The sequence below is a fragment of the Pelagibius sp. genome (assembly GCF_965227505.1).
Lineage (GTDB): Bacteria > Pseudomonadota > Alphaproteobacteria > Kiloniellales > Kiloniellaceae > Pelagibius.
In genome coordinates, this window is sequence record NZ_OZ245757.1 from 147,684 (window position 1) to 165,210 (window position 17,527).

16 protein-coding genes are annotated in these 17,527 nt (G+C 65.4%); 12 read left to right on the forward strand and 4 right to left on the reverse strand.

Annotated features, from left to right (window positions below):
* The first annotated feature begins 8 nt into the window (after positions 1-8).
* The 6 genes from ACO06P_RS00685 (at position 9) to ACO06P_RS00710 (ending at position 5,521) form a co-directional block, all read left to right on the forward strand.
* Positions 9-1,649, forward strand: a complete 1,641-nt coding sequence (locus tag ACO06P_RS00685; protein ID WP_420348090.1) for an acyl-CoA synthetase — start codon at positions 9-11, stop codon at positions 1,647-1,649.
* A complete protein-coding gene (locus ACO06P_RS00690; protein ID WP_420348091.1) occupies positions 1,646-2,419 on the forward strand; it encodes an SDR family NAD(P)-dependent oxidoreductase in 774 nt (257 codons plus the stop codon). The genes ACO06P_RS00685 and ACO06P_RS00690 overlap by 4 nt, the downstream gene beginning before the upstream one ends.
* A gap of 21 nt (positions 2,420-2,440) precedes the next feature.
* Positions 2,441-3,640 (forward strand): acyl-CoA dehydrogenase family protein, encoded by a 1,200-nt coding sequence (locus tag ACO06P_RS00695; RefSeq protein ID WP_420348092.1) that lies wholly within the window; start codon positions 2,441-2,443, stop codon positions 3,638-3,640.
* Positions 3,637-4,692 carry a phosphotransferase family protein gene (locus ACO06P_RS00700; RefSeq protein ID WP_420348093.1) on the forward strand — a complete coding sequence of 352 codons (1,056 nt, stop codon included), beginning with the start codon at positions 3,637-3,639 and terminating at the stop codon, positions 4,690-4,692. Before ACO06P_RS00695 ends, ACO06P_RS00700 begins: the two co-directional genes overlap by 4 nt.
* On the forward strand, positions 4,689-5,048 hold the full coding sequence (locus ACO06P_RS00705; RefSeq protein ID WP_420348094.1) for a DUF6285 domain-containing protein: 360 nt from the start codon (positions 4,689-4,691) through the stop codon (positions 5,046-5,048). The genes ACO06P_RS00700 and ACO06P_RS00705 overlap by 4 nt, the downstream gene beginning before the upstream one ends.
* A 185-nt stretch (positions 5,049-5,233) precedes the next feature.
* On the forward strand, positions 5,234-5,521 hold the full coding sequence (locus ACO06P_RS00710) for a hypothetical protein (protein WP_420348095.1): 288 nt from the start codon (positions 5,234-5,236) through the stop codon (positions 5,519-5,521).
* Between the two features lie 107 nt (positions 5,522-5,628).
* Here the strand turns inward: ACO06P_RS00710 and ACO06P_RS00715 are convergent, their stop codons facing one another.
* Both ACO06P_RS00715 and ACO06P_RS00720 read right to left on the reverse strand, forming a co-directional pair.
* A complete protein-coding gene (locus ACO06P_RS00715; RefSeq protein ID WP_420348096.1) occupies positions 5,629-5,958 on the reverse strand; it encodes a PilZ domain-containing protein in 330 nt (109 codons plus the stop codon).
* Positions 5,959-6,170: 212 nt separating this feature from the next.
* The gene (locus ACO06P_RS00720) at positions 6,171-6,623 is read right to left on the reverse strand and encodes a PAS domain-containing protein (protein WP_420348097.1); all 453 of its coding nucleotides are present in this window, start codon (positions 6,621-6,623) and stop codon (positions 6,171-6,173) included.
* Positions 6,624-7,134: 511 nt separating this feature from the next.
* On the opposite strand from ACO06P_RS00720, the gene galE reads away from it, so the two are divergent.
* Genes galE through ACO06P_RS00735 form a run of 3 tightly spaced genes read left to right on the forward strand, consistent with a single transcriptional unit; the run spans position 7,135 to position 10,617 of the window.
* Complete coding sequence (gene galE / locus ACO06P_RS00725) at positions 7,135-8,157, forward strand: UDP-glucose 4-epimerase GalE (RefSeq protein WP_420348098.1); 1,023 nt, start codon at positions 7,135-7,137, stop codon at positions 8,155-8,157.
* The gene (locus ACO06P_RS00730) at positions 8,150-9,457 is read left to right on the forward strand and encodes a hypothetical protein (protein ID WP_420348099.1); all 1,308 of its coding nucleotides are present in this window, start codon (positions 8,150-8,152) and stop codon (positions 9,455-9,457) included. Before galE ends, ACO06P_RS00730 begins: the two co-directional genes overlap by 8 nt.
* Positions 9,458-9,459: 2 nt before the next feature.
* On the forward strand, positions 9,460-10,617 hold the full coding sequence (locus ACO06P_RS00735) for a glycosyltransferase (RefSeq protein WP_420348100.1): 1,158 nt from the start codon (positions 9,460-9,462) through the stop codon (positions 10,615-10,617).
* 71 nt (positions 10,618-10,688) lie between these two features.
* Here ACO06P_RS00735 and ACO06P_RS00740 read toward each other — a convergent pair whose 3' ends face one another.
* The gene (locus tag ACO06P_RS00740) at positions 10,689-11,513 is read right to left on the reverse strand and encodes a family 16 glycosylhydrolase (RefSeq protein ID WP_420348101.1); all 825 of its coding nucleotides are present in this window, start codon (positions 11,511-11,513) and stop codon (positions 10,689-10,691) included.
* A gap of 65 nt (positions 11,514-11,578) precedes the next feature.
* Between ACO06P_RS00740 and ACO06P_RS00745 the strand changes: the two genes are divergently transcribed.
* The 3 genes from ACO06P_RS00745 to ACO06P_RS00755 all read left to right on the forward strand — a co-directional run bounded on the left by ACO06P_RS00745 (position 11,579) and on the right by ACO06P_RS00755 (position 16,031).
* Positions 11,579-12,523 carry a glycosyltransferase gene (locus ACO06P_RS00745; protein ID WP_420348102.1) on the forward strand — a complete coding sequence of 315 codons (945 nt, stop codon included), beginning with the start codon at positions 11,579-11,581 and terminating at the stop codon, positions 12,521-12,523.
* 276 nt (positions 12,524-12,799) lie between these two features.
* Positions 12,800-15,049: a GumC family protein gene (locus tag ACO06P_RS00750; protein ID WP_420348103.1), complete on the forward strand. Its 2,250-nt coding sequence runs from the start codon at positions 12,800-12,802 to the stop codon at positions 15,047-15,049.
* A 22-nt stretch (positions 15,050-15,071) separates the two neighbouring features.
* On the forward strand, positions 15,072-16,031 hold the full coding sequence (locus ACO06P_RS00755; protein WP_420348104.1) for a glycosyltransferase family 2 protein: 960 nt from the start codon (positions 15,072-15,074) through the stop codon (positions 16,029-16,031).
* Positions 16,032-16,074: 43 nt separating this feature from the next.
* Here ACO06P_RS00755 and ACO06P_RS00760 read toward each other — a convergent pair whose 3' ends face one another.
* The gene (locus tag ACO06P_RS00760) at positions 16,075-17,508 is read right to left on the reverse strand and encodes an adenylate/guanylate cyclase domain-containing protein (RefSeq protein ID WP_420348105.1); all 1,434 of its coding nucleotides are present in this window, start codon (positions 17,506-17,508) and stop codon (positions 16,075-16,077) included.
* Positions 17,509-17,527 lie beyond the last annotated feature (19 nt).

Genomic DNA, 17,527 nt, shown 5'->3' on the forward strand with positions numbered 1-17,527 from the left:
AAATGCCGATGGCCGACTCCGGTGTAAAGGCAGGCGCCTTCGAGTTGGGCTTGGAGCGGAATGCGGCCAACGCGGCGCCGCTGACGCCGGTCAACTTCCTGAGGCGCGCCGCTGCGGTCTATCCGGACAAGACAGCGGTCGTGTACGGCGACCAGCGCATCACCTATGCGGAGTTTTACCGGCGCGCCTGCCGTCTGGCCTCGGCGCTTGCGAGGCGCGGGTTCCGCCGCGGCGATTGTATCGCCATCATGGGGGCCAACACGCCGCCGATGCTGGAGGCCCACTACGCCGTGCCGATGATGGGCGGCGTGTTGAATTCCCTCAACGTTCGCCTGGATGCGCGATCGATCGCCTTCATCCTGGAGCATGGCGAGGCGAAGGTCCTGCTGACGGACCGCGAGTTTTCGCCCGTGATCAAGGAGGCCCTGGCGATCAGCGGCCGCAGCCCGCTGGTGGTGGATATCGACGACCCCCTGGCCGAGGGCGGCGAACTGCTCGGCGCTCTGGACTATGAGGCCCTGCTTGCCGAAGGCAGCGCGGAGGACGTGTTTGCCGAGCCGGAGGACGAATGGCAGTCGCTCTCGCTCCTCTATACCTCCGGCACCACCGGCAATCCCAAGGGGGTGGTCTACCATCACCGGGGCGCCTATCTGAATGCCCTGGGGAACATGATCACCTTCGGATTGGGGCGCGATTCGGTCTACCTCTGGACCCTGCCGATGTTCCACTGCGACGGCTGGACCTTCACCTGGGGGGTGACGGCGGCCTGCGGAACCCACGTCTGCCTGCGCCGGGTCGATCCCGCCGTGATCTATCCGCTGATCCGCGACGAGGGCGTGACCCATATGTGCGGTGCGCCCATTGTGCTGACGATGCTGGCGCACGCGCCGGCCTCGGTGAAGCTCGCCTTCGATCACACCGTGGACTGCGCGACCGGGGGCGCGGCGCCCCCCAGCGCCGTGATCGAGTCCATGGAAGCGCTGGGGTTCCGCATCATCCATCTTTACGGCCTGACCGAGAGCTACGGTCCCGCCACGGTCTGTGCCTGGCAGGACGACTGGGCGTCCCTGGACCTGCAGGCGCGCTCGGCCAAGATGGCGCGCCAGGGCGTCAACTACCTGACCCTGGAAGGCGCCGTGGTCATGAACCCCGATACCATGGCGCCGGTCCCGCAGGATGGAGAGACCATGGGCGAGATCATGCTGCGCGGCAACACGGTGATGAAGGGCTATCTCAAGAACCCCAGCGCCACCGCGGCGGCCTTTGAAGGAGACTGGTTTCATACCGGCGACCTGGCGGTCGCCCATCCCGACGGCTACATCGAGGTCAAGGACCGCTCCAAGGACATCATCATCTCCGGCGGCGAAAACATCTCCAGCCTGGAGGTGGAAGAGGCGCTCTACCGCCACCCGAAGGTGATGGAGGCCGCCGTCGTCGCGCGGCCCGATGAGAAATGGGGCGAGCACCCTTGCGCCTTCGTGACCCTGAAAGACGGGATGGAGGCAGACAGCGAGGAAATCGTCACCTTCTGCCGGGACATGCTGGCCGGCTTCAAGGTGCCCCGGACGGTCGTGTTCGGGCCGCTGCCGAAAACCTCCACCGGCAAGATCCAAAAGTATGTCCTGCGCGAACGGGCCGTGACACTGTGAGCGCGACGGCAGGTCCCTTCAGTCTCGAGGGCAAGGCGGCCCTGGTCACTGGTGCGTCCAGCGGTCTTGGCCGGCATGCCGCGCTGCTGCTCTCGGCGGCCGGCGCCAAAGTCGGCCTCGCGGCCCGGCGCCTGGAGCCCCTGGTCGAACTGGAACGCCAGATCGAGGCCAAGGACGGCCGCGCCATTCCGCTGCGCCTGGACGTGACCGACCCGGCTTCGGTGGCCGACTGCGTCAGCACGGCGGAGACCGAACTCGGCCCCATCTCCATTCTGATCAACAATGCCGGCGTCGCCGAGACCAAACCCGCCTTCGAGGTGAGCGAGGAGGACTGGGACCGGGTCGTCGACACGAACCTCAAAGGTGCCTGGCTGGTCGCGCAGGAAGTTGCGCAGCACATGGCGAACCTGGGCCACGGCGGCAGCATCGTGAACATGGCCTCTGTCCTGGGCCTGGTCGCGGGCCAACAGGTGCCTGCCTACGTCGCCTCCAAAGGCGGTCTCATCGCCCTGACCAAGGCCTTGGCGGCGGAATGGGCGCGCCACGACATCCGCGTGAATGCCTTGGCACCCGGATACATCGAAACCGATATCAACCGCGACTTCCTGGCGAGCGAGGCGGGCGAGCGCTTGCGCAAGCGCATCCCCCTGCGCCGCTTCGGGCGGCCCGAGGACCTCGACGGTGCGCTCCTGCTTTTGGCCTCCGACAGCGCGCGCTATATCTCCGGTACGGTGATTGTCGTCGATGGCGCTCAATCGGTAACGCTTTAGGCCGCCACAAAAGGATCAGGTATGGACTTCTCGCTTTCCCCTGAGGTGGAGGCACTCCGGCAACGCGTTCGGGCCTTCGTCGAGGCCGAGGTCATGCCGCTGGAGTCCGACCCGGCGAATTTCGACGACCACGAGAACATCAGGCTCCCGGTCCTGGAGCCGCTGCGCGCCAAGGCCCGGGACGCGGGCCTCTGGGCGCTGCAGATGCCGAAGGAAAGGGGCGGGCAGGGGCTGCCGGTGGCGGCCATGGCCGCTTGCTATGAAGAGATGGGCCGCTCGATCTTCGGACCCGTCGTCTTCAATTCCGCTGCGCCGGACGACGGCAACATGATCGTCCTGGAAAAAGTGGCGACGGAGGCCCAGAAGACACGCTGGCTGCAGCCGATCATCGACGGCAAGGTGCGCTCGGCCTTCGCGATGACCGAGCCCGCGCCCGGGGCCGGATCCGACCCGGGCCTGATGCTGAGCCGGGCCGAGCGGCAGGGCAATGCCTGGGTTCTGAATGGCCACAAGTGGTTCATCACCGGCGCAGGCGTGGCGGAGCACTTCATCGTCGTCGCCCGCACGTCAGAGGACCAGCGCAAGGGCCTGACGGCCTTCCTCGTGCATCGCGATGCGCCCGGCCTGACGATCGACCGCCGCATTCCCATCATGGGGCCGGAGGAGCACGGCGGCCATTGCGAGGTCCTGCTGGAGAATCTTCAGGTCCCGGACGACGACCGCCTGATGGAGGTTGGCGACGGGCTGAAGGTGACGCAGATTCGCCTGGGGACCGCGCGGCTGACCCATTGCATGCGGTGGCTCGGCATGGCCAGGCGCGCAATGGAGATCGCCGCGCCGCATGTCGCCGAACGCCAAAGCTTTGGACAGTCCCTGGCGGAGCACGAAGGGGTGCAGTGGCTGCTGGGCGAAGCAGCTATGGCGATCGAGGTCGGGCGTTTGCTGACCATGCGTGCGGCGGTCAAGCTGGACAGCGGCGACTTTGCCCGCAAGGAGATCTCGATGGCCAAGATCCAGGTCTCCGAGACATTGCACAAGGCCATCGACACGGCGATCCAACTACTGGGCGCCCGGGGATACTCCAAAGACACGCCCCTGGAGTGGATGTACCGCTACGCGCGGCAGGCGCGTCTGGTGGACGGCGCTTCGGAAGTGCACAAGATGGTGCTGGCGCGCAGTTTCCTGAAAGACGGGGTCGACTTCTGGAGCTGGGAGCGGTGATCACGCCAGCGGAGAGCAAGCTTGCGGCACAGAAAGAGCCGCTGGAAGCGTTCCTCGCGGCTGCGGCCGGTGCGGATGCCGTCGATCTGGATGACGTCATCCCGCTGACCGGGGGCGCAATTCAGGAAAACTGGCTGCTCGATGTCCGCGTTCATGGTGGTCCGCAAGCCGGGCAGCGCCAGCTTGTGCTGCGCACCGATGCCTCTTCGGGCGTTGCCGTCAGCCGCAGCCGGGCAGAGGAGTTCGCCCTGCTGCAGGCGGCCCGCCATGCAGGCGTGAAGGTGCCGGAGCCGCTGTGGCTGTGCGAGGATTCCTCGATCCTGGGCAAGAGCTTTTACATCATGGCCCGCGCCCAGGGTACCGCCGCCCCGCACCGTCTGATGAAGGAGCCCGGCCTCGGCGGGGACCGCGAGCGGTTGGCCGCCGATCTGGGACGCGAGCTCGCGAAGATCCACAGCATCACGCCACCGCGGGAGGATCTGGCGTTCCTCGGAACTCCGGCGCGGCAGCCCGCGCTTGCCGCTGTCGCACGCTACCGGGACTACCTGGACAGTCTGGGTGCGCTTTCGCTGGCGCTGGAGTGGGGGCTGAGATGGTGCGAACTGCATGCACCCTCCAGCGATGCGCCGGTTCTGGTCCATCAGGACTTTCGCACCGGGAACTACATGGTCGACGGCAAGGGTCTCACCGCTGTGCTGGACTGGGAGTTTTGCGACTGGGGCGACCGCATGAGCGACCTCGGCTGGTTCTGTGCGAAGTGCTGGCGCTATGCGCATCCGGAACTGGAAGCCGGCGGCGTCGGCTCCCGGCGCGCCTTTTACGACGGCTATGAAGAGGTCTGGGGCCAGACCGTCGATGCCAAGGCTGTGGCCTATTGGGAGGTCATGGCCCACCTGCGGTGGGCCGTGATCGCCCTGCAGCAAGGCGAAAGAACGCTGTCGGGTGATCAGGCATCGCTGGAACTGGCGCTTACCGGCCGCATCCATCCGCCCCGGCTTGAACAGGAAATCCTGCGCTGCACCGCGCCGTCTCTCTGGAGGGCTGTGTCGTGAACGGTGGCGAAGCCGGAGGGGCCCGGCTGTTGAGCCTGGCGCGCCGCGAAATCGAGGAGCAGATGCTGCCGCAGCTGTCAGGCGATGCCCGTTACCGGGCGCGGCTGGTGCTGAACGCTCTGGCGCTTGCCGAGGCCGAGTTGCGGCAGGGTGGCCGGCAGGGCGCGGAGGCTCGCGAGCGGCTTTCCGGCCTCCTGGCATTTGAGACAAAGGCCGACGGGTCCGCGCCAGACGACCTCGAGCGGTCGATCCAGGAACAGATCCGACAGGGCGCAAGGGACGGCGATGTCGCTCTGCACGAAGCGCTTCTCGCCGTCACCGAAGCCCGTCTCCGGGCCCTTGATGCCGGGCCCTGATCGTCATGTCCTGACCGTTGCGTACCGACCGCCGGGCCTCGTTCGCTTGGCATCGAACGCGGCACTGCCGACCGCAACGAGGGCCGGGAATACCATGGTGGTGGCGGAACCATGGGTAGAAGCGACACCCTTGCGTATTGAGCTTAAAAGGGGAAATTGAGTTACCCCCAAGTTCCACAGGCGGCTTGATTGACAGCTACGGGGTCTGGTGCGAGCATCACCCGCAACCACCAGATCTTGTGGACAAATCGGGGAATAACCCTGTGGATAAACCTGGCGCAGGAAACCGTGCAACCTTCATCAGCCCGTATCTTCGGCGGCCGATCCGGCCCCTGAAGACGGTGCTGGGCGACCGCGAGCAGGACCCGCTTGCGCAGCCGCAAACGGCGCCGGCCAATGATTTCCTGACCGAGCGGGTCGTGGTGGGGCCCGCCAGTTGGAGCGGCAAGTCCAAGCGGATTTCCTCGGACTGAATACCGGCAGGATGTCTTGCGGGGTCTTTTGCCTGACCGCGCCCCAACTCAGACGTAAAGCGATCGTGATTTCAGCGAAACAGCGGCGACCCTGCGGGAAGCGGCGATCAGGACTTGGTCTGAGAGTCGTGATCGACGATGTTGCGCACGCAGACAGAGACCAGTCCGAGAGACTCTTCCGAGAAATCGAACTGGATGCCGAGCTCGCGCCGCGAGCGCCAGATCGGCTCGCAGATGACCGGCTCCGCATCCGGGTGCAGCAGTTCGATTGAGCCGCTGCGACCGGTTTCCGCGGGCAGGTCGTCGTCGAAAACCAGGCGGGCGCCGCCGAGGGATACATCGGCGACGGTGCACAGATAGAGCTTGCCGTCCAGATTGGCGGAGAGTGTGAGCCTGCGCTCGGCGCTGTAGCGCGGCCATTCCCGATGTTCGTGCATCCGGGTCCGGGATACGACAGTTCGTGAACCTGCTGTTGCCGTCTGCGCCAAGTCCGCCGCCCGTTCTCTGGTGATGATTCTGCCCGCAGAGCGAGGAGAATCGGCATCGCTATGAGCGTGGCTGGCGAGTGTTAACAAATCGTTAGGATACGCCCTTCTGGGACATGGCCCGGGATATAGCCCGGGACATAGTTCTGGGGGCCGGCCACCGCTCAGGCGCCCGCTTCGGAACGGATACTGGCGCCCAGCAGCATGTTTGTTTCCTTGCCGTTGCTGGAAAGTGGCAGCACGAGGCGCTCATAGCGGATCTGGCGCCCGTCCTGCTTCACGTAGTCGCCGGTCATGTGGGCCGGCGTCATGGTTGCGACAACGTGGTCGAGGATCGCAAAGACCGGCGCCGGATCGGGACCGAGGTCGATCTCGTCGAGATACCGCCCGGTAACGTCGCAGCCATACCACGCGACGACCTCTGTGCCCATGATCCGGACGCGGTAGCGCCTGGGGTCATTCTCCACATCGAAGAGGCCCAGGTGCGGCAGGGTGCGGCGCATGGCCATCGGATCGACCTGGGCGCGGGCAGGGGCGGCTCTGTCCGCTCGCAGGGACAGCCAGTAGCGGTAGAGCTCTCGTATCGCATCGGAGCGAAAACGCTCTTCGATGTTCATGCGCCTTTGGTCCCAAGCCCGGCAACGAACACCTGACCGTCAACGGGCATTCGGCCGGCCGTGCGCTCCGGAAGTCAGGAAGTCAGACCGTCGTCACGGGGATGCACCACTACAACGACGCTTGCCCTTCGATTGATGACTATCGCACGTTTTTCGCGGCCCGGCCAAGGGGTGCACCGTTCTGGTCGGCAAGATCGTTGAAGGAAGCATCGCCGCATGCGGCCCCAATTGTGACCGATATTTGCTACATGCGCTGGATGATGCAGCAGACTAAGAATGACCTGCCATTGGAACTGGAACTACAAGCGCCTGGGTAAACCGGGCCGCGATTGGTGCGGTGGCGTGGTGCGGCTCCGGCAGTAAGTCCTGGCGTTTCAGGTGGCCACGAAGCGAGCACGGCGTCCGCCGTCACAACGCAAATCGGCAAGTCTTGGGGGGAGGGGTGGAGCTTCCGTAACGGCGGTCATCGTCGTTTGTCCGATCTGTTGCGCCAAGGTGGAGTGGTCCGGCGATGGCATCCGAAAAGGCAACTTTGGTCACCGGTGGGGCCGGTTACATCGGCAGTCACACGGTTCTGGCTTTGCAGCAGGCGGGCCGGCGCTTGGTCGTGCTCGACGATCTCTCGGCCGGCACCCGAGGGATCGTACCCGACGACGTGGCCTTCGTTCACGGTAACGCCGGCGATCAGGCGCTGGTCGCCAGCGTGCTGCAGGGCTACGACGTCGATTCGGTCATTCATTTCGCAGGCAGCATCCTCGTGGAACGATCGGTCAGCGAGCCGCTGGCCTACTACGAGAACAACGTGGCAGTGAGCCGAAACCTTCTGGAAACCTGCGCCAGCCATGAGATCGACCGCTTCATCTTCTCCTCGACCGCTGCCGTTTATGGCGCCGTTACCGTGTCGCCGATTCCGGAGGATACGGAAACCCGCCCGATCAATCCCTATGGCTCCTCCAAGCTCGTGACCGAATGGATGCTGCGGGATCTGGCCGCTGCCGCCGGGCTGCGCTTCGTCGCGTTGCGCTATTTCAACGTCGCCGGAGCCGATCCGGGGGGCCGCAGCGGCCAGCTCGGTCCGGTTGCCACGCATCTGGTCAAGATCGCCAGCCAGGTGGTGGCCGGCACCCGAAAGTCCATCGCCATTTTCGGCGACGACTACGACACACCGGATGGCACCTGTGTGCGCGACTACATCCATGTGTCGGATCTGGCCTCCGCCCACCTGGCGGCGCTCGATTACCTCGATGCGGGTGGCGAGAGCCAGATCCTGAACTGCGGATACGGACACGGCTATTCGGTGCGCGAGGTTCTGCAGGCCGTGGAGCGTTGCGCCGGGCGCCCTCTCAACCCCGACAGGGCGCCGCGTCGTCCCGGCGATCCGCCGATCCTCGTCGCCGACACCAGCGCGCTGCAGAAAACCCTGAGCTGGCAGCCACGCTATGACGACATTGACGTGATTATCAGCTCCGCAATCGATTGGGAGCTTTCACTGGGCCGCGGTGCGGCGGCCAACGGGTCGCGTGCCCATGCCTGATCACCATCACGATAGCCTCACGGCGGAGGTCCCGCACGAGCTTGCACTGACCGGTGGCGTTGCGTTTTTCGGGCACGATTGGGCGGAAAGCACCGTCATCAAGCGTGCGCGTGCTTTCGGCGCCCTGGGCCTCAAGGTGACCGGCTACTGTTTTCGGCGCGAGAAGTTCAATCAGTCCTTTGTTCCCTTCTGGGAGAACCATCATCTGGGAACGACGGAAGATCGCGCCTACCGAAAGCGGCTGCTGAAGCTTCTGGCGGCGGTCCCGGTGCTCTTCCGCCAGCGCCGCAGCCTGCGCCGGACGGGTTTCTTCTATGCCCGCAACATCGACATGTGCGCACTGGCCTGGCTGGCGCGCTTCATCTCCCGGTCATCGGCACCGCTCGTCTACGAGGTGCTCGACGTGCAGCGCGTCTTTACCCGGCGAGGTCCGGTCGGGATGGTCTTCCGCTGGCTGGAACGTCGTCTTCTGAAACGCTGCGATCTCCTGGTGGTCTCCTCGCCGGGCTTCATGACCGAGTACTTCAAGCCGGTGCAGGGCTATCGCGGCCGGGTGTTTCTTCTGGAAAACAAGATCAGCTTCGCACAGGCGCGGCAGGTGCAGCGGCCGGTTTTGGAGGGCGCATGCGCACCTGCCGAGGAGGACGCACAGCGCGCCGGCGGCAAGTGGGTCATCGGTTGGTTCGGAACGCTGCGCTGTCCGAAAAGCCTCGACATCCTCTGCCGGCTGGCGGAAAGCCTGCCGGAGCGGGTTGAGATCTACATGCGCGGTTATCCGACCGAAACCGGCATGGACTACTTCGAGAAGGCCATCGCCAAGCATCCCAACATCGTCTACGAGGGCGAATACCGCAATCCGGAGGATATGGCCGATATCTATGGCCGGGTTCACCTGACCTGGGCTTTCGACTTCCTGGACGAGGGCACCAACTCCGAGTGGCTGTTGCCGAACCGTGTCTATGAAGGCGGCTATTTCGGCAGCGTCGCGCTGGCCAGCAAGAACACGCAGACGGGGCAGAAGGTCCGCGAACTGGGCCTGGGCTACACCTTCGACGGGCCGCTGCTGGAGAACCTCGTGGCGTTCCTGAAGTGGTACTCCTGGGATGAGCATCTGGCGCGCCGCGCGCACATCCTTTCGCTTCCGCTGCAGGAGTTCTGCGATCTCCATGACACGCGCGATCTCTGCGACACCGTTGCCGGGATCGACAGACGGCGGCGCGATCTTGGCAGCCTCCGCCGCTTGAAGCGGCCCGCCGGCCCGCCCATTGGGGCAGGGGCCAAAGAGAGTGGCGGAGACTGAGCGTGCTGGACGGCATGTCCCTTTGGGCGCTGGCACTTCTGGGGCTCTGCGTGCTGGCGGTTGTGTATCCCTATGTGATCTACCCGCTTCTGCTGCGTCTGCTGCCGCGCCGCGGCGTGGCGCCCGGCGGCGCCGAGGTTGATGGCGGCACGCTGTCCCTCGCGTTCTGTGCCTACAACGAAGCCGCGACCCTGCCGGAGAAGATCGAGAATCTCCGGCGCCTGCGCCAGGCGGAGCCCGCGCTTGAAATCCTGGCATACTCCGATGGCAGCGCCGACGACACCGCCCGACTGCTTGAGGCTGAAGGCGACTGGATACGCGTCTTCGCCTCCGATCAGCGCCTCGGCAAGAGCCATGGCATGAACACCCTGGTCCAGGCCGCGCGCGGCGACCTGATCGTGTTCACCGATGCGAATGTGCTGGTCGAGCCGGCAGCTCTCCAGGCAGTCCGCCGGAGTTTCATGGATCCGCGGATCGGCTGCGTCTGCGGGCGCCTTGTCTATACGAACCCGGACGAAGGGGCGACCGCGGCCACAGGCGCGCTCTACTGGCGCCTGGAGGAGAGCATCAAGTCGCTGGAGAGCCGCAGCGGTTCGACCATGGGCGCCGACGGTGCGCTGTTTGCTGTAAGACGCAGCCTCTACCCGATGGTGCCGCCCGACATCATCGACGATATGTTCGTTTCCCTTTCGATTCTCTGCGATGGCTATCGGGTTGTGCGCGACCCCGAACTCCTCGCCTTCGAGCGGTCAGCGACGGACAGTGGCGACGAGTTTCGCCGCAAGGTGCGCATCGCCTGTCAGGCCTTCAATTGCCACCGCCTGCTGTGGCCGCGGCTGCGCAGGCTGTCGAGATCCGATCTGTTCAAGTACATCTCGCACAAGCTGCTGCGCTGGTTTGGGATCTACTTTGTGCTGATCGGCATCGCTGCGGCGATGCTTGTGCTGTGGCTCTGGGGTCTGGGGGTCGCCGCGGCGGCGCTGCCATTTGCACTCGTGCTTCTCTATTGGCTCGGAAGGCGCGCCCAAAGCGGCCCGCTGGCGCAGCTTGTCGAAATCCTGCGGGCAATGGCGGCCACCGGGCTCGGCCTTCTGAAATCCCGCCAGGGCGAGCGCTTTCAGACCTGGGAACTGCCGCAGAGCAGCCGCAAGACCGGATGAGACGGCAGCAGGCGCATAGACCGCTTGCGCGGCGGAGCCGCTCGCGGCCGGCCCCCGTACTCCCGGCCCCCTCACTCCTCGCAGCTGGGGCCGGCGCTGTCCAGCGGGCGGAAGGCGACACAAGCGACCTGCGCGGTCAGAGGCTGCCCCGGCCAGACAAAGTCGCCGATCCAGTGTGCCAGGTTCTTGCCGGCCCAGAGATGAAGATAGATCTTGCCCGGAACCGAGGGCAGGGGACCGCGCGCACCGGTCTCTTCATGCACCTGAACTCCGTTCACGAACCACCGGATCGAGTCCGGCCGCCACTCGAACGCATAGGTGTTGAAGCTTTCGGAGGCGTCGAAGCCGAGATCGATCAGCGTTTCGTGCTTGCCGACGCCGTCGGTGAAGTAATTCAATTGAACGTGCCGGGGCTTATCGCCAAGGAACTCGAAGTCGATTTCGTGATGGGGGTCGCCGTCGAAAGTCGGTCCGGTGTAGGTGAAGAAGCCCGTGACCACGCCGGGATAGGAGACAGCGCGGATGCGGGCCTCGAAGCGTCCGTAGTGATAGAAGGCGCGGGTCTGGTACTCGCCGCCGGAATAGGGCGTTCCTGCCGTGGGCCGGCGGGTCAGGTCGAGGTGCATGATGCCGTCGGTGAAGCGGACGTTTTCCCGTCGCCAGCCGGTGTTGTTGTCCGCCCAGGCGTTCTTCCAGTTGTGCGACTTTGTCCAATGGGACTTGTCGTGCCGGGTCAGCGGGTCGACGAAGGCAGCCCCCGCAGCGTAGCCCAGTCCGGCCGCGGCAAAGCAGACAGCAAAGGCAGCGGTGATCGCGCAGCCGGCGGCAAAGGCGGGTCGCGCAGCAGGGCCCGCAGTGGAGGCGGCTTTGTCGTGCGCAGGCGAGCGATCCATCATGCAGAGCCTCCAAGGTTGGTTGTCGCGCGGGCAGCTTATCCAGCGGGCCGGGGGAGCGCTGTGTCATGCGTGTAGCGCTCTGCGCGGCAACCTATAACCGGCCGCAAGGCTTGGTCCGCCTGCTGACTGCGATTGCGGCGCTGGAGCCCGCCGATGAGGCGCAGACAACCCTCTCGGTCGTGATCGTCGACAACAGCGCAGAGGCGAATGCGCGGGCGGTCGTGGAGAGATTCCGCGATGCCTGTCCCTGGTCGCTGCACTACGTGAGCGAACCCCGGCGCGGCATTACCTACGCCCGCAACGCGGCCTTGGAGCGGGCTGACGCGCTGGACAGCGACGTCATCGCCTTCATCGACGATGACGAGTATCCGGCCCCGGACTGGTTGAACCGCCTCTTGGCGCGCCGGCATAAGAGCGGGGCGGCGGCCGTTCTGGGTGCTGTCCAGCCGCTGTTCCCGGACGGCACGCCCGAGTGGATCATTGCAGGAGGTTTCTTCGACACGCATAGATTTCCGGATGGAGCCGAGCTTGACGACGCCCATACCGCAAACGTGCTGATCGACATGGCGGTTGTTCGCCGCCTCGGACTTGCCTTCGACCATCGCTATGCGCTGAGCGGCGGCGAGGACACCATACTCTTCCGGCAGATGCTGGAGGCAGGAGAACGCATTGTCTACGCCGCCGATGCCGTCGTCTTTGAAACCGTGCCTGAAAGCCGCGCACGGCTTGGCTGGCTGATGCGGCGCTGGTACCGCACCGGCAACATCGACGCCGCGCTGTTCCTGCGCGGAGCGCGGGCGGCCTCCTGGCGTCCGCTCGGCAATCTGGTCCGCGGCGGGGTGAGGGTCGTTGCCGGCAGCGCCTTGTTCGCTGTCAATCTGGCCGTGCTTGGGTTGGGCCGCCGCGAGAGGATCGTCCGCCCGCTGTACACCCTTTGCCGAGGCTGCGGCATTCTCGCCAGCACCCTCGGCCGGGATTATTTGGAGTACCGGGAGGTCCATGGGGCATGAGAAGCGCGCAGGTCGCAGGGGCAGCGGGGCCGCCGCTCTGTGTCTTTTGTCGGACATTGACCGGGGGCCGAGAAAAGCCCGACAGCCCTCTGATAAGGTTCCGAGAATTCGTGCCGGCGGTGGCCGAAAGATCGCCGCGCTGTCTGCGCGGTTTCCGGGTCCGCCGAACTGCGCCCAGGGGCCGAGCGGGGTCAGGGACCGAATGGGGTTACCGGGCATGGGGCCGTGGGGTGCAGCTAGATACGCGCTATGCAGGATCCGGGGCAAGGGGATGCCATGACCACCCTTAGACAGCAGCTGAACCGTGCTCAGGGGGACTTCATGAGCCTGACGATCCCCCAGCTTATTGCTGTGTTCTGGCGCCGCAAATGGATCATCGGCACCACCCTCTTTATCGCCCTTTGCACGGCAGTGATCGCCAACGGTGTGATCACGCCGCGCTACACCGCGACCGCCACGGTTATCGTGGAGCCGCGCCAGCAGAACGTCATCGAGATCGAGTCGGTCATGTCCAGCCTGCCTGTCAGCCTGGAGACCATGCAGAGCGAGGTGCAGATCATTCAGTCGCCGACCCTGGCGCGGCAGGTGATCGACGGCCTGGGGCTCGCCGCCCTGGCGGAGTTCAACCCCTCGCTTCTGCCGCGGGAACGCAGCGTGGTCGACGAACTGAAGTCGGGCGTAAAGGGTCTCTTTCGGCCGGTTATCGCCTGGCTGAAGGAGGAACCGGCGCAGCCCCGGGCAGTCGAGCTTGCCGAGGCCCCGGGCACCTGGGACCTGAACACCGAGCAGGTGCAGCAGGACTGGGGACAGACGAGGATCGTGAACCGCTTCCTGGGCAGGCTCAACCTCGCCATTCAGGGTTCCTCGCGGGTGATCTCGATCTCCTACACCACGGGCGATCCCGCCCTTTCCCAGCAGGTCGCCAATGCGGTCGCTGAAGAGTACATCCGGGATCAGGTGCGCTTGAAGACCGACGCTCTGGAGGGTGCCAACACCTTCCTCAGCGGCCGTATCGCGGCGCTGCGCGCCGATGTTCAGAAGGCCGAGAACGCAGTGGAGGAATTCCGCGCCACGACACCGATCATCTCGGAGCGTGACGGCGAATTGATGGCCGAACAGATCTTTGCGCTCAGCCGCCAGGAACTCGATGCTCAGCTCGAACTCGATACGGTGAACGAACGCCTGGACCGGGTGCGCCTCGCGGTGGCCAGCCGCGGCCAGACAGCGGCTTTTGAAGGCGTGCAGTCGACGGTTATCGATTCCCTGCGGCTGGAAGAGATGCGGCTGCGCCAGGAGGAGTCTCAGCTGCTCACCACCTTGGGAGACAAGCATCCCTCTGTGATCGCCGTGCGGTCCCAGCTCAGCAAGCGGCGCCAGCAGATGGTCGAGGAAGCTCAGAGCCTTGTTTCCAGTCTGCAGAACGAGAGGGATCTCGCCCAGCAGCGCGTCGGCTCCATCCGGTCCTCTCTCCGCAAACTGGAGGGCGACTCCGACACCTTGAGCGGCGCCCAGATCGAACTGAGAGCGCTGCAGCGTGAGGCCGAGGCAACGCGCGAGGTCTTCGAGTCTTTCCTGAATCGATACAAGGAGACCGAACAGCTGGACTACGACCAGGCGCAGTCGCGCATCCTGGCCCTGGCCAGCATTCCGACCAGCCCGTCCTTTCCGCGCACACGTCTGAATTACGCCCTTGCGGTGGTTCTGGGCTGCGGCCTGGGCGCGCTCATCATTCTGCTGCTGGAGCTCAGTGTGCGCGGCTATCGCGATGCGGACGAGCTTCAGTCCGCGCTGGGATTGCCGGTGCTGGCGGTGATCCCGAAGATCGCCAAACGCAGTCTTGCCGGCAGGGGGCTGGAGCGCTTCCTGAGCAGCGAGCCCAACTCCGCCTTTGCGGAAGCCCACAAGAGCGTTTTCGCTGCACTGCGGGTCGACCGCCGGGTTCTGAACCTCGGCAACGTACTGCTGGTGACCTCCTCGGTTCCCAATGAAGGGAAGTCGGTTTTCTCGCGCACGCTCAGCACGGCCTTGTCGCGGGCGGGCATGAATGTGCTGCTGATCGATGCCGATCTTCGGGCTTCGGAACAGGAGCCGCGACTGGGGCTCTCGGACTTCGTTCTCACCGACTGTCCGCTCGAGCAGGCCATCGAGATAGACAAGGACTCATCACTGTCCGTCATTCCGCCGGGCACTCAGTTGGTGGACCCCCTGACCGTGTTGCGCTCACAGAAGCTGACCCGCTTCGTGCGCGCCGCAGGCGAGCAGTACGATCTCGTCTGCATCGATGCGCCCCCGGCCCTGGCGGTCTCGGACGCGGCGAGCCTGGCGGAGCTGGCGGACCAGGTGGTGATGGTCGTGCGCTGGGGCCGGACGCCGAAGCAGTTCGTCCAGGCGGCGCTGGAGCGCCTGCGCAAGTGCAAGGCGCACATCGCGGGCACCGTCATGACCCAGGCGCAACTCACGCGCAGCGCGAAGTTCAATCCCTACACCGTCGGCTACGCCGACCGCAGCTTCCGAAAATACTACTAGGCTCCAAGGGTACGACAGTCGCATGACGCCGATCGTCTCGGTCATCCTTCCCGCCTACAACGCGGCAGAGAGTATCCCGCGCGCCCTGGATTCTCTGCTCTTGCAGAGCCTGCAGTCCTTCGAGGTCCTGGTGGTCGATGATGCCTCTGCCGACGGCACCGCCGATACGGTTGCGGGCTACGCGAAGGTCGACCCCCGCATCGTGCTTGTCCGGCGTGATGAGAATGCGGGTGCGGCTGCGGCGCGGAACATCGGCTTCGCCTGCGCAAGGGGAAAGTGGGTCGCCCTGCTGGACGCCGACGATGCCTACACGCCGGGACGGCTCGAGGGCCTGGTCGACCTCGGCGAGCGGGGCGAGGCCGACATCGTCGCCGACAACCTGCGCTTTGTCAGCCACCTTGGCGAGGCCGCGCCGCGTCCGGCGCTGCCCGCCGGGCACCCGGCGTTTCAAAGACCGGTTTCGGCGGCGGCTTACGTCCGCAGCAACCTGTTCCTCACCCGCGGGTTCAAGCTCGGCTATCTGAAGCCCATGTTCCGCAGGCGCTTTCTGGAGCGGCATGGACTGCGCCAGAACGGGAGCCTGCGGATCGCCGAAGACTATCACTTTTGCCTCGATGCCTTGCTCTGTGGCGCGCGCTTCCTGCTGTCGCCGGAGGCCGGTTATCTCTACACCCAGCGGCCTGGGTCGCTGTCGCGCAGCCTTACCCTGGACGATCTGCGCCAGCTCAGCACGGCGAACCGCCTGGATCTGCTCAGAGCCACGCCCCAGGGCGGCGCGGATTTGCGCGCCGCCCTGCACAGGCGGCAGATCTCGGTCGACCTGAACGTGAAGTTCATGCAGTTCGTGGACGCCCTGAAGGGCCGCAGGGTCGGGGATGCGGGCGCCATCTTCGCCAGCAACCCGGACCTGACGCCACACCTGGCGTTTTACGGGTTGCAGAGTCTCCGCAAGCGTTTGCCGGGGGGCAACCGCATTGTCTGAGGCAAAGCAGCGTCGGCGGCGCCGGTCGCGGCCTTCGGCTTTCTCAGCCGGCGGCGGGCGGCGCGGCCGTCGGTGCCGCGGGCGGCTCGTTGGCGGAAACGGGCGCCCAGACCGGCATACGGGCGCTGCGGCCCCTCAACTCCGCGTCTTCGATGCGGTCGAACCGCTTCATAAGGGCTTTCTCGGCGTCGCTGTCGGCCTGAGCGCGGGCCATCTCGATGACGGCGCCGCTGACGATGATCGAGCGGTTTCTCTGCCGTGTCAGGCGCTCCAGTCGGCTGGCCACGTTCACCGTATCGCCGATAACGGTGAACTCCAGACAGCGGGAATCGCCGACGGCGCCGACAACCACCGCGCCGAAATGCAGTCCCATGCCGGCGCGCAGGATCGGTTCGCCGGCGGCGCTCCGCTCTTTGTTCCAGGCGTCCAGGGTGTCGCGCACGGCGCAGGCACAGTGCAGCGCTGCAAGGGCGTCCTTCGCGCCGGGTTTCGGGGTGCCGAAGGTCGCCATGATGCCGTCCCCCAGGTACTTGTCGATGGTGCCGCCGTGCTCGAAGATGACCTTCGCCGTTCTCTGATGGAAGGTGCGCAACAGTTCGACCACCGCCACCGGCTCGAGCGTCTCCGCAAAGCGCGTGAAGCCCACAAGGTCGATGAAGAGGACTGCGACCTCCTGGGTGCGGACCTCGGCCAGGGCGTCGTCGCTGTCGGCCAGCTGTTCGACCACGTTGGGCGAAAAGAAGCGGGCGAGGTTGCCACGCGCGCGCTCCGCGCGCGCCTGGCGGATCAGCAGCTTGCGCGATCGCCAAACGGCTGCAGCCACCAGTCCGGTCGCAATCAGGAAGAGGACGACCTGGTTCGCCCATCCGGTGATGCTTACGAAGAAGGGGTCGAAGATCATGCCAAAGTTCTGGTCGATCCAAAGCGGATCGGCGGGCGTGGCCAGGTGCTCATTGACCTCCGTGACCGTCTCGGGCAGCGAAACCACCCACCACACGGCCAGGCTCCAGGCCAACATCGTCGTGACGCCGGTCCAGATCACCAGGATTGGCGAGTAGCTTATCGCCGCCAGGGCCAGCCAGATGTAGAGGTAAAGATCGTTGTGGATCTTCAGGTTGCCCTGGATCGGCCAGGGGGCATCGGAGAGGGGATTGGGAAAGATCAGGGCGATGGCCAGGAGCGCGGAATCCAGCGCGATGAAGAGGGCGGTCCAGGCCGTCGGATGTTCGGTCTGGCTACGAGTAACATAGTGTGCAGCGCCCAGGATCAGAAACAGCCCGATGATGCCGAGATAGTAACTCGCTCTGGGCATCGGCACTTCGATGATGAGCCAGACGCCGACGACGATCAGCGCCAGGGTGCGCGCACCGAGAGCGAAAATGAGGCCCGCGTCCTCCTCCCCACGCAGCGCATGGCGGACACGCGCCTGTGTGGTCTCGTCCCATACCATCGAGGTAACGCTCGACGTGAGGCTCATGCTCTTCCCTCGCAGATGC